We start from the raw sequence: 14148 nt of genomic DNA, 5'->3' as shown, positions 1-14148 counted from the left end.
CTCAGTTGCCGCCTTCCTGCAACTCGAATTATTTAGAGTATTAACCATGGGGTTAATCAATGGCTTATAACTATTTTCATGTGGATGCGTTTATCGGCACAGGGTTATCCGGTAACCCTGCTGGAGTGTATTTACTGAAAAAACCGCTGTCGACAGCACAGATGCAAAGTATCGCTGCGGAAATCAATTTGCCGGAAACCAGCTTTGTCTGGGACGAAGGGGATAAATCGGCAATCCGTTGGTTTACCCCAGAGCGTGAAGTGGATTTATGCGGCCACGGCACCCTGGCGGCGGCACATGTGATGTTCAACGTGGTTAACCCCGGTTTGCACGATATCTGTTTTCGTAGCGCCAGTGGCGATTTACATGTCAAGCGCGACACTGATAACTTTAGCCGACTATCACTGGATTTCCCTGCATTGCCCCCAGAGAAGATTGCGATTGCGGCTGAACTAAAGGCACTGCTTGGCATCGATATTCAGCAGGTATGGCAGGCAAAATCCCTGCTGGTGGTGCTGGAGAGTGAGCAACAAGTACGTCAATTACAGCCGGATCTGGTAGCGCTGATTGCTTATACCGGCCGAGGTGTGATTGTGACCGCGCTGGGTGATGAGGTCGATTTTGTTTCGCGCTACTTTACCCTGAGCAGCAATGAAGATCCGGTTACCGGCTCAGCTCATTGCACCTTAATGCCATATTGGGTGGCGCGGTTGGGTAAAACATCGTTGCATGCCCGCCAGATATCCGCGCGCGGTGGTGAGTTATTCTGCACCTTAGCCGGGGAGCGCACTTTTATTTCAGGCGCATCCCGCATTTTCCTTAAAGGCGAATTATCCCTTCTTACTTGACATTGCAGCGTTGTTAGCTGCTCTCACTCACCCGAATCACTGACTTGAGTCAGCTCATCGGGATTTGTTCCATTGCTGCCTGGCTGCAAAGCCAATGACTTTGGGATAACGTTAGGCTAGTCATACAGACAACCTTCATACCACTTATCGCATAAAGGAATAAAGAATAATTTTTTATTCCTTTAGCGATGTCACTCCTTCAGGTATCACTGTCATCTCAGCGCCCCAAGTTCGTTTAGGGTCGTAACCATAACGAATGACACTGTTAACCGAGCGGAGTGAACCCATGACGATAACCTTTTCTTCTGTAAGTCTTGCCAACGCAGCACGCGGCATCTGGCGATCGGGTGGGGCGCTGTTGGCTCTGTCATTGGTGGCGACCTGCGCACATGCTGTTGATGTGACCGTGGCCTATCAAACCTCTGCGGAACCGGCCAAGGTCGCGCAAGCGGATAACAGCTTTGCCAAGCTTTCCGGTGCCAAGGTGGATTGGCGCAAATTTGATAGCGGCTCCAGTGTGGTCAGAGCGCTTGCTTCGGGTGATGTGCAGATTGGTAATATCGGCTCCAGCCCACTGGCTGTTGCGGCCAGTCAGAATGTCCCGATTGAGGTTTTCTTGTTGGCCTCGCAACTGGGCAGCTCTGAAGCATTAGTGGTCAAAAAAGAGATCAAAACTCCGCAGGATTTAATTGGTAAACGCATTGCCGTGCCGTTTATCTCTACCACCCATTACAGCCTACTGGCCGCTCTGAAGCATTGGGGTATCAAGCCGGATCAGGTCACTATTCTGAACTTACAGCCACCCGCTATCGCTGCCGCCTGGCAACGTGGTGATATTGATGGCGCGTATGTTTGGGCTCCTGCTGTCAACGAATTAGCCAAAACCGGTACTGTCCTGACTGACTCCGCGCAAGTGGGGCAATGGGGCGCGCCAACCCTGGATGTTTGGGTGGTACGCAAGGACTTCGCTCAGGCCCATCCTGAAGTGGTGACCGCCTTTGCCCGCAGTGCATTGGCCGCTCAAGGGGCTTATTTGGCGCAACCGGATCAATGGCTTAAAAACCCAGAGCATCTGAGCCAGCTTTCGCGCTTAAGCGGTGTTCCGCCAGAGCAAGTGCCAGAACTGGTGAAAGGCAACACCTACTTGTCAGTAGCCGATCAGATAACCCAATTGGGCCAGCCGGTGGATCAAGCTATCCGTGATACCGCTGCGTTCCTCAAACAGCAGGGTAAGATCCCGCAGGTTGCCAGTGATTATCGTGATTTCGTCACTGACCGCTTTGTGAAAGATGTTCAGGCGACCCCACAGTCCTAGGAGCCATCATGTTAAATGTCAGTGGCCTGTGGGCTGAATATCAGGGCAAACCTGCCTTACAGGATGTGTCACTACAAATCGCATCCGGACAGTTGGTCGTGGTATTGGGGCCATCAGGCTGTGGCAAAACTACATTGTTGAATTTGATTGCCGGATTTATGGAGCCTTCAGCTGGCAACATCACTCTGGATGATATTCCGGTTCATGGCCCGAGTGCCGAACGGGGAGTGGTGTTCCAGCATGAGGGTTTACTGCCGTGGCGCGATGTGGTCAGCAATGTCGAGTTTGGCTTACAACTGGCTGGTTTGAGCAAGCAACAGCGGCGGACAATCGCACTGAAAATGCTTAATCGGGTCGGGTTAGCCGGTTTTGAACATCACTACATTTGGCAGCTTTCTGGAGGGATGCGCCAGCGAGTGGGGATTGCCCGAGCGCTGGCGGTGGATCCGCGCTTATTACTGCTAGATGAACCGTTTGGTGCGCTCGATGCTTTTACTCGTGAACAGATGCAAGAGTTGCTGCTGTCTATTTGGCGTGACACCGGCAAACAAATTTTACTGATTACCCACGATATCGAAGAAGCGGTATTTCTGGCCAGCGAGCTGCTATTGCTGTCGCCGGGGCCGGGGCAGGTGGTCGAGCGATTATCGCTAAACTTTGGTCAGCGCTATGCCGATGGCGAAGCTTGCCGCAGCATTAAGTCTGATCCTGAATTTATCGCCCGCCGCGAATATGTGCTGGGTAAAGTCTTCCAACAGCGGGAGGCCCTGATATGAGCCTGCACAGCACATTGCGCGACGCCAGTTTACGCCCGCAAACCACCTCGTCACCTGCGCCTGAGGCCGTGAGCCCAGCGCCCTTGAACGCTAAGAGGCCTGTACGCCGTTTACCGGCGACGAAAGGATTGTGGCTCAGTATCGCCACTTTGGTGAGTGTGGTGGTGCTGTGGTGGGTAGTCACTGCGCTTGGGCTTATCAGCCCGTTATTTCTACCCGCGCCGCAACAGGTTCTGCATCAGTTACTGGTGATTGCCAGCCCACAGGGCTTTATGGATGCCACGTTATGGCAACATTTGGCCGCCAGTTTGGGGCGTATTTTAATTGCACTGTTAGCCGCCGTAGCTCTCGGTGTCCCCACCGGAATTGCTATGGGGCTGAGCAGCACAGTGCGTGGCGTGCTGGATCCGCTTATTGAGATTTATCGCCCGGTGCCACCGCTGGCCTATCTGCCGCTGATGGTGATTTGGTTTGGTATTGGCGAAACGTCAAAAATCTTGCTGATTTATCTGGCCATATTCGCGCCGATCACTTTGGCCGCTGTGGCCGGAGTGCGCAGTGTGGCACAGGTACGAGTGAGAGCGGCACGCGCATTGGGTGCCAGCCGCTGGCAGGTTTTATGGTTTGTTATTTTGCCCAGCGCATTACCGGAGATTTTAACCGGCATTCGCATTGGGCTGGGTGTCGGTTGGTCAACATTGGTGGCGGCTGAGTTAATCGCTGCGACTCGTGGATTGGGCTTTATGGTGCAATCGGCTGGAGAATTTCTCGCCACCGACGTAGTGATTGCGGGCATCAGTGTGATTGCCATTATCGCTTTTGGCATGGAATTAAGTTTGCGGGCAATTCAACGCCGGTTAACACCTTGGTATGGAGCACAGCAATGAATGAACGTTTGGTAGTGACGCCATTGGGACCGCATATTGGCGCTCTGATTGAGAATGTGAATATCGCCCGCCCGTTGGGGGATAGCCAGTTTGAGCAGCTTTATCATGCCTTGCTCAAGCATCAAGTCCTGTTTTTCCGCAATCAACCGATTACCCCGTTACAGCAACGCGATTTAGCCGGGCGCTTTGGTGATTTACATATTCATCCGGTTTATCCTCACGCGAAAGAGTGTGAAGAGATTATTGTTTTAGATACGCACGATAATAATCCGCCGGATAATGATAATTGGCACACTGACGTCACTTTTATCGAGACGCCTCCTTTAGGTGCGATTCTGGCTGCGAAGCAATTGCCGAGCACTGGCGGTGATACCTTATGGAGCAGCGGGATTGCCGCTTATGAAGCCCTTTCAGCGCCGTTTAAACAGCTTTTAGCTGGGCTACAGGCCGAGCACGATTTCACCCATTCTTTCCCCGAGCATAAGCACCGTGCAACGCCAGAAGAGCATCAGCGCTGGTTGCTGGCAAAAGAGAAGAATCCGCCATTGCTCCATCCGGTAGTGCGTACTCATCCGGTGAGTGGGCGTCAGGCATTATTTGTTAATGAAGGATTCACCACCAGAATAGTGGATCTGAGTGAGAAAGAGAGCGATGCGCTACTGCGTTTTCTGTTTGCACATGCCACCAAACCGGAGTTTCAGGTGCGCTGGCGCTGGCAACCGGATGACGTGGCTATCTGGGATAACCGCGTCACCCAACACTATGCCAATGCCGATTATCTGCCGCAGCGGCGAGTGATGCACCGCGCGACGATTCTCGGCGATAAGCCAGTATTTCGGCCTTGATGGGCTATCTTATTTTTCGCCCAACAATTTATTTTTCGCTCAACAATGAACGGGCTGCATTTTCGACGGCATCGACCGTGATGTCTTCAACTTGCGGCCCGGCATGCAACAAGACATGGTGAACCAAAGGGTACCAGCGCAAGTACTTTTCTGGCCGTGATTCAAACAGCGCGACCACCGGTATCTGCAATGCAGAGCTGACATGTACTGGTGAACTATCGGCTGAAATAACCATATCCAGCAGACTTATGGCTGCAACAAACTCATCGACGCCGGGGGTGAATAGGCAACGGCCCTGAAAAGCGGCCAACTGTTCTTTGCTTGGTGGGTCTGTTGGGTCATACAACACGACGATATCAACCTGATCACTGAGTTTTTGCGCCAATTGTTGCCATTTCTCCAAACTCCAGCGGCGTTGTGGCGCTTTGTTGGAAATGAACAAGCCAACCCGTGGCCGCTTTTTCTCACCTAATGCTATCTGCCATTTAGCCTGCAATTGTGGATCTGGATAGATGTGCAGTTGCAATGCGTCGATATCAACTGGCCCTAATTCAGGTACCAGCGCGAAACCTGAGAGTGCCTCATGGCGTATTGGCCGGTTGGTAACATGGTCAGGATTGCGATCGTCGAACTCACTTTCAGTGGTATGCCAGCGACAATCCGTAGCACCCAGTAGTTTGGCGAACTGAATGCTGTTTTTGTTGATGCCGCCATTTGGAATAATCAGCAGATCAAAGTGCAATCGCCGTAATCGCCGAATCAGTGCCAGACGGTTAACGAGCGCCTTAATTCTGCCAGACTGCTGATTCCTTTCACATTGTTTACTGTAAATATAGGTGTGAACCGCAGTAATATCAGGGTTATGAGCCAAGACTGCCTGATTGTATTTGTTCGCTAATACATGAATTTCTGCTGCAGGCCAACGTTGCTTGAGTGCATGCAACAACGCTGTGGTACAGACCATATCACCAAGGAAATCTATCCGGATAACCAAAATGCGCTGCATTTACATCTATTCCTACCGAAAATTTATTGTCTATTAGACACTAAAACCATCTAAGCATTCACAGAAATAAGTATGAGTTGTCTATCTATTTCTATGGGTTATGATTTTGTTGTGCTAAACGTGCCAAAATTACGGAACAACGTAATGCCCGCCAAAATTCATGGATATTACTCGCCCCCGATACAAGGCCGAGGGTAAACCTAGCTCCCGAAATTCAATGGCTAACGCTGTACGCTCCGGTGAAGAGGGTAATCTCTTACGCATTAGCCCTAAAAAATGGCCGCTCTCTTGATTGGCGTGGCGTAACAACGCTGTGCGTAAAGGGAGTTCTTGCGCTCTGGCAAGGCTAACTAACGCTTTAATAATATGGAGATAGCTATTGGCGCGAGCTAATAAGGCTTGAGTTGATGGAGAGTGGGTGATTGATTGCGGATTAGTACGATAACCATAGAATGGCGTTTCACAGAAACCGATACGCCGGGTGACAAGAGCCAGATTAGTTGTCCACAGAATATCTTCATGAAGCATTTTGGGGATGAATACCAACCGATGGGTATTAATTAGTTCGCGGCGAATTAATTGCAGCCATGCGTAATGTGGCCATTCATTATGCTCAACACTGCGGATAATCCATTGTTGGCCGCTAAGTGCTTGACCCCACAACTGTTTATGTAACAAAGGGCTCTCTGGGGATAAACAAGGGTCAGTGGTAAAGCTAAAACCATTTCCTACCAGTAAATCTAGTTGTTGTTGCTCAGCCTGCCGCAACCAAGTCAATAATGCATTGGGCGCAAGCCAATCATCACCGTCTGCAAAAGCAACCCAGCGCGCGGTGGCCCGGCTTATACCAGCATTACGAGCAGCAGAAAGCCCTTGATTGGGTTGATTAATAATGACCAGCCGTGGGTCACGGTGTGCCGCGGCTTCTAAAATCGCCAGGCTATTATCGGTTGAGCCATCATTAACGGCGATGATTTCCAATGACACACCAGACTGCTGGTACAGTGAATCTAAGAGTAGTGCGAGATAAGCGCCGCAATTAAATACCGGCACTATCACGCTAATATCCTTATTACTCATAACCTTATTATCCTTAATGAGGTGTTTTTTTGAAAAGCGGGTTACCCCGCTTCAAACAGCTTGGTGAGATTCTCCAACTGCTCTTGCGCATCTAGCCACTGCATTTCAGTCTCTTCCAGCTTGGATTTCACTTGTGTTTGCTGTTGCAGACACTGGGTTAAATCAGCCTTGCGGGAAATATCGTAGAGGGCTGAATCTGCCAATCGCTCTTCGATTGTTGCCAGCTCGCTGCCGAGCTTATCCATCTGTTTTTCCAGCGTCATGATTTGCTTACGCAATGGCTGGGTTTGGCTGCGGAACTCAGCATCACGGCGTTTTTGGTCTTTGCGCTGCTGCGCACTGTTGCCGGACAACTCTTTGGCTGGATTATCCTGTTGGCTTTGCTGGCGCTGTAGATCCACCAGAAACTGTTGATAATCTTCCAGATCACCGTCGAACTGCTCTACTTTACCATCGTGTACCAGATAAAGGTCATCAGTAGTAGAACGTAATAAGTGACGATCATGGGACACCACCACCAATGCACCTTCGAAATCAATTAAGGCTTCGGTCAATGCCTGGCGCATATCAAGATCCAGATGGTTGGTCGGTTCATCCAGCAGCAGCAGGTTAGGGCGCTGCCAGATGATCAGAGCCAACACCAGACGCGCCTTTTCACCACCGGAGAAGCGGGCAGTTGGGTCGGTAACCTGATCGCCCTGAAAACCGTAACCCCCCAGATAATCACGTAGCTGTTGCTCCGGTTCTTTGGGGGCCAGGCGGCTCATATGTTGTAGCGGAGATTCATCTGCTCGTAAGAATTCAAGCTGATGCTGGGCGAAGTAACCCAATTTAATCCCTTTGGACAGGCCGATTTCACCACTTTGTGGTTCCAATGTTCCGGCTAGCAGCTTGATCAGGGTGGATTTACCCGCTCCGTTGCGGCCTAACAAACCAATGCGTGAGCCAGGCACCAGATTGAGCTTAATGGACTCTAAAATCGTACGATCGCCATAACCAGCACTGACTTTGTCCATGCGTAACAGTGGGTCAGGCAAGCTCTCTGGCGTGCGGAAACTGAAATGAAATGGGTTATCTACATGTGCCGGAGCAATCAGTTCCATCCGTTCCAACATTTTAATGCGACTTTGGGCCTGCTTGGCTTTGGTCGCCTGGGCACGGAAGCGGTCAATGTAACTTTGCAGATGCGCAACTTTCTCTTGTTGATGCTGATACATCGATTGTTGCTGTGACAGTTTGGTGGCGCGCTGACGTTCAAAGGATGAATAGTTACCTGTGTATTCATTCAGCGTCTGCTGTTCAATATGCAGAATTTTATCGATAATAGGATCAAGGAAATCGCGGTCATGGGAAATCAACACCAGTGTGCCGGAGTAGTTTTTCAACCATTTTTCCAGCCAGATCACGGCGTCCAAATCCAAGTGGTTGGTCGGTTCATCCAGTAACAATAAATCGGAGCGACAAATCAGTGCTTGTGCCAGGTTAAGGCGCATTCGCCAACCACCTGAAAATGAGCGCACAGGCTGCTGTAAACTTTCTTGAGAAAACCCCAATCCGTGTAGCAAACTGGCAGCACGGGATTGAATGGTCCAGGCGTGGATGGCATCGAGCTTGCCGTGCACGGTTGCAATGGCATGACCATCATTTTTTTCATTGGCGGCCTGAAGTTCGGCCTCCAATTGGCGATATTCACGGTCACCGTCGATAACATACTCTATCGCCGGCACATCCAGTGCAGGGGTTTCTTGGTTGACCCAAGCCAGTGCCCAGTTACTGGGAAAAGTAGCATTACCGCCATCGGCGCTCAGTTCGCCTTTGAGCAACGCCAGCAGCGTAGATTTACCACAGCCGTTTTTACCGACCAGCCCGACCTTTTGCCCAGGGTTAATCGTTGCTGTTGCATTATCCAGCAAGACGCGAGTACCACGTCGAATTTGTAGCGAGGAAAAAACAATCATAGAGTGCCGTATGTTTAGAGTATGTTAAATTATCCCGTCATACTTCAAGTCGCATGTGCGTTGGCTACGCCCAATAACCCGAATCACTTACAACACTGTAAGCTCATCGGGATTATGAGCCTCAGCTCACCCTACGGGCCAGCGCAAGCGCTGTTCAAAATGGTTTACAACCAATTTGTCTTTCGCTTGCCGCCTTCCTGCAACTCGAATTATTTAGGGTATTTATCTCCCAGGGTTCTTGAGGTTGCCAACTGACAACGCCAATGACTTTGGGTACAAATCTTAGTCTTTTTTGGTCTTTGCGAAGCATGGTAACGGAAAAACCGGACCCTGACGACGCTTTGGAGGGGAATGATGTCGCAGCCACCGAAGGTTTTGCTGTTGTATGCCCATCCTGAGTCACAAGACTCAGTGGCTAATCGGGTTTTGCTGCAACCGGTGCAGCAATTAGAACATGTCACTGTGCACGACCTATATGCACATTATCCGGATTTTTTTATTGATATTCACTATGAGCAGCAGTTGCTGCGTGAACATCAAATTATCGTCTTTCAACATCCTCTCTATACCTACAGTTGCCCGGCTTTGCTGAAAGAATGGTTGGATCGCGTGCTGGCGCGTGGCTTTGCCAATGGGGTGGGGGGGGCATGCACTGACCGGTAAATACTGGCGTTCGGTGATTACCACTGGCGAGCCGGAGGGCGCTTATCGGGCGGGAGGGTATAACCGCTATCCAATGGAAGATATTTTGCGGCCTTTTGAATTGACGGCAGCTATGTGTCATATGCATTGGATGAACCCAATGATTATTTACTGGGCGCGGCGACAAAAGCCGGAAGTTCTGGCCAGCCATGCACAAGCTTATGCGCAGTGGTTGCAGTCACCGCTAGCTACAGGAGGGCACTGAATATGGAAGGCTCGGCGCTACTGACCGCGATTTTATTATTTCTATTTGCCGCTGTGGTGGCGGTTCCTATTGCGCAGCGCCTGGGGATCGGTGCGGTATTGGGTTATCTGATAGCCGGTATCGCCATCGGCCCGTGGGGGTTAGGGTTTATTCGTGATGTCGACGAAATCCTCCACTTCTCCGAATTAGGTGTTGTCTTCCTGATGTTTATCATTGGCCTGGAGTTGAATCCGGCCAAACTTTGGCAGTTGCGGCGCTCTATTTTTGGTGTCGGTGCAGGTCAGGTGGTAATAACCGCGACAGTATTAGGGGCACTGCTCTATTTCACCCAATTTGCCTGGCAAGCCGCAGTGATTGGTGGTATCGGTTTGGCCATGTCGTCAACGGCAATGGCATTGCAGCTGATGCGCGAAAAAGGGATGAACCGCAATGAAGGCGGTCAGCTCGGCTTCTCGGTCTTACTATTCCAGGATATGGCGGTTATTCCGGCTTTGGCACTGATTCCTATTTTGGCTGGTGGCGGTGGAGCTGCTAATGATTGGGTCAAAATTGGTATTAAAGTTGCGGCTTTTGCCGGAATGTTGATTGGTGGCCGATATTTGCTGCGCCCGTTGTTTCGTTACATTGTGGCCTCAGGCGTGCGCGAGGTTTTCACTGCTGCGGCCTTGCTGGTGGTATTAGGTTCGGCACTGTTTATGGATGCTTTGGGCTTATCTATGGCGTTGGGGACATTTATCGCGGGTATCTTATTAGCGGAAAGTGAATTCCAGCATGAACTGGAAATCGCTATCGAACCCTTTAAGGGCTTGCTGCTCGGGCTATTTTTCATCTCAGTCGGGATGGCCTTGAATCTTGGTGTTCTGTTTACTCACCTGCTCGATGTTCTGTTAGGCGTTTTGGCGCTGGTCTTTATCAAAGGCACGGTGCTGTATGGCCTGGCGCGGACATTTGGTTTGCGCCGATCAGTACGGCTGCAATTTGCCGGGGTGCTGAGTCAGGGCGGTGAATTCGCTTTCGTCTTATTCTCTGCGGCATTTTCTCAACATGTTTTAAATGCCGAACAACTGGCGTTGTTGCTGGTGGTGGTCACTCTGTCAATGATGACCACGCCGTTATTGATGCAGGGTATCGACCGTATTTTGGTGCGACGTTACAACGCGCAAGAGGAGAGCGACGAGAAACCCTTTGTTGAAGACAATGATCCACAGGTGATTATTGTGGGCTTTGGGCGCTTTGGTCAGGTGATTGGCCGCTTACTGATGGCGAACAAAATGCGCATTACCGTGTTGGAGCGCGATGTCAGTGCGGTCAGTGTGATGCGCAAATACGGCTATAAAGTTTACTATGGCGATGCTACTGAGTTGGAACTGCTGCGCGCTGCGGGGGCAGAAAAGGCCAAAGCCATTGTTATCACCTGTAATGAGCCGGAAGATACCATGACGCTCGTACATTTGTGCCAGCAACATTTCCCTAATTTGCATATTCTGGCCCGAGCCAGAGGGCGTGTTGAAGCCCATGAATTGCTGCAAAATGGGGTCAAAGACTTTACGCGCGAAACCTTCTCCAGTGCGCTGGAACTGGGGCGTAAAACATTGCTGGGATTAGGCATGCACCCCCATCAGGCCTATCGCGCGCAGCAACATTTTCGGCGGCTCGATATGCGAATGTTGCGTGAACTGGTGCCGCAGCATCATGGCGATGTGGCGCAAATTTCCAGAGTTAAAGAAGCCCGCCGTGAACTGGAAGATATTTTCCAACGAGAAATGCTGCATGAAAGTCGGCAGTTAGATGGCTGGGATGAATACGAATAATGCCGGAGAAAACGATGATAAACGCTCTTAATAAAACAAAAACCCGTAAAAGATTCATTGCTGGTGCTGTTTGTCCACAGTGTAAGGCATTGGATACACTGGCTTTGTGGCGTGAAGATCAGGTTGAAGTGGTGGAGTGTGTTAAGTGCGGTCACCATCAGCGTCAAACGGATGAGCAGGTTAAGAAACACGTCCGGCCACATGAACAAGTGATCGGTATTTTCCATCCGGAGTAGCGTTATCCTTCGCGATTTTTTATGCTGGTGAGTACAGCGGTGCAGATTTCCGCTACAATCTGTGCCAATTTTTGTTCCAAGGGTAGGAGATATCATGAAAGTAGCAAAAGACTTGGTGGTCAGCCTGGCTTACCAGGTACGTACAGAAGACGGTGTTTTAGTTGATGAGTCTCCGGTGAGCGCGCCGTTGGACTACCTGCACGGACACGGTTCCCTGATCGCTGGTTTGGAAAAAGCGCTCGAAGGCCACGAAGCTGGCGACAGCTTTGATGTGCGTGTGAATGCTGACGAAGGTTACGGCAGCTATGATGAAAATCTGGTGCAGCGCGTACCAAAAGACGTCTTTATGGGCGTTGATGAGTTGGAAGTTGGCATGCGTTTTCTGGCTGATACCGATCAAGGTCCAGTACCGGTCGAAATCACTGCTGTTGAAGACGAGCATGTTGTGGTTGATGGTAACCACATGCTGGCGGGTCAGGATTTGAACTTCCACGTTGAAGTGGTTGCTATCCGTGAAGCAACAGAAGAAGAGCTGCAACATGGTCACGTACATGGTGAACATGATCATCACCATGAACACGGTGATGGTTGCTGCGGCGGCCACGGCCATGATGAAAGTGACCACGGTCATGAACATGGCAAAGGTGGTTGTGGTAAAGGCGGCTGTGGCTGTCACTAAAATCTGACCTGTTACTAAAATTTGACATGGTCAGTCAAAAGCCAGCCTTGCGGCTGGCTTTGAGGTTATTGACAAAGTGCCCGCAGCGGTGAAAACAGGTAGATCATAAAGACGCCGTAAAATCGTCCCTGATGGCTCGACCCGCGCCATCCTTGGCGCGGACGCTTTACTCTTCTACCTGCTTTCACCTTGCAAGATCGAGTTATCGAGGTTTGTCAGCAGTCTGAAGCCAGCCTTGCGGCTGGCTTTTTGCTTAATAGTGGGGCGGCGGCGGCTCTTCTGCTGGCGAAGCCATCATGGAAGACTGAGATTCTCTTAGTTTATCGGTCAATAAACGTAGATGCTCCCGCAGTTTGGTCATTTCCATCTGATGCTCCGTCACGATCAAATTGAGTTCCTCAATTGTCACTTCCTGAAATGCCAGACGGCTTTCCAGCATTTCCAGCCGTTGTTCAAACAGGGATTGTTCCATCTTAATTTCCTCTCATGACTGCAAACCATACCCTTTGGCCACTTTCCATCCGGTGATAATATGGAAAAAGATAGGGAGGGTTGATTCTACCTGTAAAACTCCATGATTACCCCGCAAGGGTCAAGATATCGATAAAACGAAACTTCTTGTAGTAAAAAAAGTCTTAATATCACTTAATAGCATCAGCAATAGAGATTGTTTTGTGTTCGCACAGACAGTTATAGTACAAGTTACTCTTAAAATCGTTGCTTGGGTAAGAGTCCTTAAGCCAATGGAGAAATGGATGAAATCACTGTTTAAAGTAACGCTACTGGCCACGACCATGGCGCTGACCCTGAATACCTCTGCAGCTTTCGCTGCTGAAACAGCTAAAGCTGCAGATGCGGCTGCAACGACAAACAGCGCATTTAAGAATGATGACCAGCAATCTGCATATGCATTAGGTGCATCATTAGGGCGTTATATGGATAACTCCCTGAAAGAACAAGAAAAACTAGGCATCAAACTGGATAAAGACCAGTTAATTGCCGGTGTTCAGGACGCGTTTGCCAGCAAAAGCAAACTGACCGACGAACAAATCGAAAAAACCTTACAAGGTTTTGAAACGCGAGTAAAAGCTTCTGCTGAAGCTAAAATGAAGCAGGATGCTAAAGAAAACGCCGATAAAGGCGCTAAGTACCGCGAAACCTTCGCTAAAGAAAAAGATGTGAAGAAAACCGCATCTGGCCTGCTGTACAAAGTAGAGAAAGCCGGTACCGGTGAAGCACCAAAAGACAGTGACACCGTGGTAGTTAACTACAAAGGGACACTGACCGATGGCACTGAGTTTGATAACTCTTACAAACGTGGCGAGCCACTATCTTTCCGTCTTGATGGCGTTATCCCCGGCTGGACCGAAGGCCTGAAGCAGATCAAGAAAGGCGGCAAGATAACTCTGGTTATCCCACCAGAGCTGGCTTACGGAGAATCTGGTGTCCCAGGCATCCCTGCTAACTCTACTCTGGTATTTGATGTAGAGCTGTTGGATATTAAAGCAGCGCCAAAAGCTGACGCTGAAGCAGAACAACCTGCTGCTGCGGATGCAAAAGCTAAGAAGTAATTTAGCTCATTCGCTGTCGTAGCTGAGTACCGGTTATACTGATAACCGCCGCGATAATTGTCGTGGCGGTTTTTTTTTCGGTATATCAATTTGCACTTCTGCTCGTTGATAACTTGACGATTTATGGCTTGTGGGCTTAACGTCAATATCACGCGCGAACGCAAGGATTTTATCTCGGCATATTTGCTAGACTTAAAATTCAGGATATTGAGTTATGAGTCTGCCAACG

General features: G+C 49.9%; 12 protein-coding genes and 2 pseudogenes. 10 read left to right on the top strand and 4 right to left on the bottom strand.

From position 1 onward, the window contains the following. Positions 1 to 59: 59 nt before the first annotated feature. The 5 genes from FGL26_RS14460 to tauD all read left to right on the top strand — a co-directional run bounded on the left by FGL26_RS14460 (position 60) and on the right by tauD (position 4671). Entirely contained in the window at positions 60 to 848 is a 789-nt protein-coding gene (locus FGL26_RS14460; RefSeq protein ID WP_005174661.1) for a PhzF family phenazine biosynthesis protein, read from the top strand. A gap of 286 nt (positions 849 to 1134) precedes the next feature. Then, positions 1135 to 2163 (top strand): taurine ABC transporter substrate-binding protein, encoded by a 1029-nt coding sequence (tauA, locus tag FGL26_RS14455; protein WP_005174657.1) that lies wholly within the window; start codon positions 1135 to 1137, stop codon positions 2161 to 2163. 8 nt (positions 2164 to 2171) lie between these two features. Further along, complete coding sequence (gene tauB / locus FGL26_RS14450; RefSeq protein ID WP_005174656.1) at positions 2172 to 2939, top strand: taurine ABC transporter ATP-binding subunit; 768 nt, start codon at positions 2172 to 2174, stop codon at positions 2937 to 2939. Further along, the gene (gene tauC / locus FGL26_RS14445) at positions 2936 to 3826 is read left to right on the top strand and encodes a taurine ABC transporter permease TauC (protein ID WP_005174655.1); all 891 of its coding nucleotides are present in this window, start codon (positions 2936 to 2938) and stop codon (positions 3824 to 3826) included. Before tauB ends, tauC begins: the two co-directional genes overlap by 4 nt. Then, the gene (gene tauD, locus FGL26_RS14440) at positions 3823 to 4671 is read left to right on the top strand and encodes a taurine dioxygenase (protein WP_005174654.1); all 849 of its coding nucleotides are present in this window, start codon (positions 3823 to 3825) and stop codon (positions 4669 to 4671) included. The genes tauC and tauD overlap by 4 nt, the downstream gene beginning before the upstream one ends. Before the next feature lie 28 nt (positions 4672 to 4699). Here the strand turns inward: tauD and FGL26_RS14435 are convergent, their stop codons facing one another. The 3 genes and pseudogenes from FGL26_RS14435 to FGL26_RS14425 form a co-directional block, all read right to left on the bottom strand. Next, positions 4700 to 5677 (bottom strand): glycosyltransferase family 9 protein, encoded by a 978-nt coding sequence (locus tag FGL26_RS14435; RefSeq protein ID WP_005174653.1) that lies wholly within the window; start codon positions 5675 to 5677, stop codon positions 4700 to 4702. 91 nt (positions 5678 to 5768) lie between these two features. Further along, positions 5769 to 6757: pseudogene (locus FGL26_RS14430) on the bottom strand (glycosyltransferase). Between the two features lie 41 nt (positions 6758 to 6798). Further along, entirely contained in the window at positions 6799 to 8715 is a 1917-nt protein-coding gene (locus FGL26_RS14425; RefSeq protein ID WP_005174650.1) for an ABC transporter ATP-binding protein, read from the bottom strand. 354 nt (positions 8716 to 9069) lie between these two features. On the opposite strand from FGL26_RS14425, the pseudogene kefG reads away from it, so the two are divergent. The 4 genes and pseudogenes from kefG (at position 9070) to slyD (ending at position 12348) form a co-directional block, all read left to right on the top strand. Continuing rightward, positions 9070 to 9622 (top strand): annotated as a pseudogene (kefG, locus tag FGL26_RS14420) (glutathione-regulated potassium-efflux system ancillary protein KefG). Positions 9623 to 9624: 2 nt separating this feature from the next. Further along, a complete protein-coding gene (gene kefB, locus FGL26_RS14415) occupies positions 9625 to 11433 on the top strand; it encodes a glutathione-regulated potassium-efflux system protein KefB (protein WP_005174647.1) in 1809 nt (602 codons plus the stop codon). 14 nt (positions 11434 to 11447) lie between these two features. After that, on the top strand, positions 11448 to 11669 hold the full coding sequence (locus FGL26_RS14410; protein WP_005159805.1) for a YheV family putative zinc ribbon protein: 222 nt from the start codon (positions 11448 to 11450) through the stop codon (positions 11667 to 11669). A 94-nt stretch (positions 11670 to 11763) separates the two neighbouring features. Further along, entirely contained in the window at positions 11764 to 12348 is a 585-nt protein-coding gene (slyD, locus tag FGL26_RS14405; RefSeq protein ID WP_004391442.1) for a peptidylprolyl isomerase, read from the top strand. A gap of 253 nt (positions 12349 to 12601) precedes the next feature. On the opposite strand, the gene FGL26_RS14400 is transcribed toward slyD, so the two are convergent. Then, positions 12602 to 12820 (bottom strand): SlyX family protein, encoded by a 219-nt coding sequence (locus FGL26_RS14400; RefSeq protein ID WP_005159809.1) that lies wholly within the window; start codon positions 12818 to 12820, stop codon positions 12602 to 12604. A 283-nt stretch (positions 12821 to 13103) separates the two neighbouring features. On the opposite strand from FGL26_RS14400, the gene fkpA reads away from it, so the two are divergent. Continuing rightward, positions 13104 to 13919 (top strand): FKBP-type peptidyl-prolyl cis-trans isomerase, encoded by an 816-nt coding sequence (fkpA, locus tag FGL26_RS14395; protein ID WP_005174645.1) that lies wholly within the window; start codon positions 13104 to 13106, stop codon positions 13917 to 13919. Positions 13920 to 14148 lie beyond the last annotated feature (229 nt).

It is taken from the genome of Yersinia enterocolitica subsp. enterocolitica, from assembly GCF_901472495.1.
Taxonomy (GTDB): Bacteria; Pseudomonadota; Gammaproteobacteria; order Enterobacterales; family Enterobacteriaceae; genus Yersinia; species Yersinia enterocolitica.
Note: the sequence above shows the minus strand (reverse complement) of the source record. Positions and strands in the feature narration are given on the sequence as shown.

Coding starts and splice junctions, on each gene's coding strand:
- FGL26_RS14460 (WP_005174661.1), top strand. CDS start 60: ATGGCTTATAACTATTTTCATGTGGATGCGTTTATCGGCACAGGGTTA.
- tauA (WP_005174657.1), top strand. CDS start 1,135: ATGACGATAACCTTTTCTTCTGTAAGTCTTGCCAACGCAGCACGCGGC.
- tauB (WP_005174656.1), top strand. CDS start 2,172: ATGTTAAATGTCAGTGGCCTGTGGGCTGAATATCAGGGCAAACCTGCC.
- tauC (WP_005174655.1), top strand. CDS start 2,936: ATGAGCCTGCACAGCACATTGCGCGACGCCAGTTTACGCCCGCAAACC.
- tauD (WP_005174654.1), top strand. CDS start 3,823: ATGAATGAACGTTTGGTAGTGACGCCATTGGGACCGCATATTGGCGCT.
- FGL26_RS14435 (WP_005174653.1), bottom strand. CDS start 5,677: ATGCAGCGCATTTTGGTTATCCGGATAGATTTCCTTGGTGATATGGTC.
- FGL26_RS14425 (WP_005174650.1), bottom strand. CDS start 8,715: ATGATTGTTTTTTCCTCGCTACAAATTCGACGTGGTACTCGCGTCTTG.
- kefB (WP_005174647.1), top strand. CDS start 9,625: ATGGAAGGCTCGGCGCTACTGACCGCGATTTTATTATTTCTATTTGCC.
- FGL26_RS14410 (WP_005159805.1), top strand. CDS start 11,448: ATGATAAACGCTCTTAATAAAACAAAAACCCGTAAAAGATTCATTGCT.
- slyD (WP_004391442.1), top strand. CDS start 11,764: ATGAAAGTAGCAAAAGACTTGGTGGTCAGCCTGGCTTACCAGGTACGT.
- FGL26_RS14400 (WP_005159809.1), bottom strand. CDS start 12,820: ATGGAACAATCCCTGTTTGAACAACGGCTGGAAATGCTGGAAAGCCGT.
- fkpA (WP_005174645.1), top strand. CDS start 13,104: ATGAAATCACTGTTTAAAGTAACGCTACTGGCCACGACCATGGCGCTG.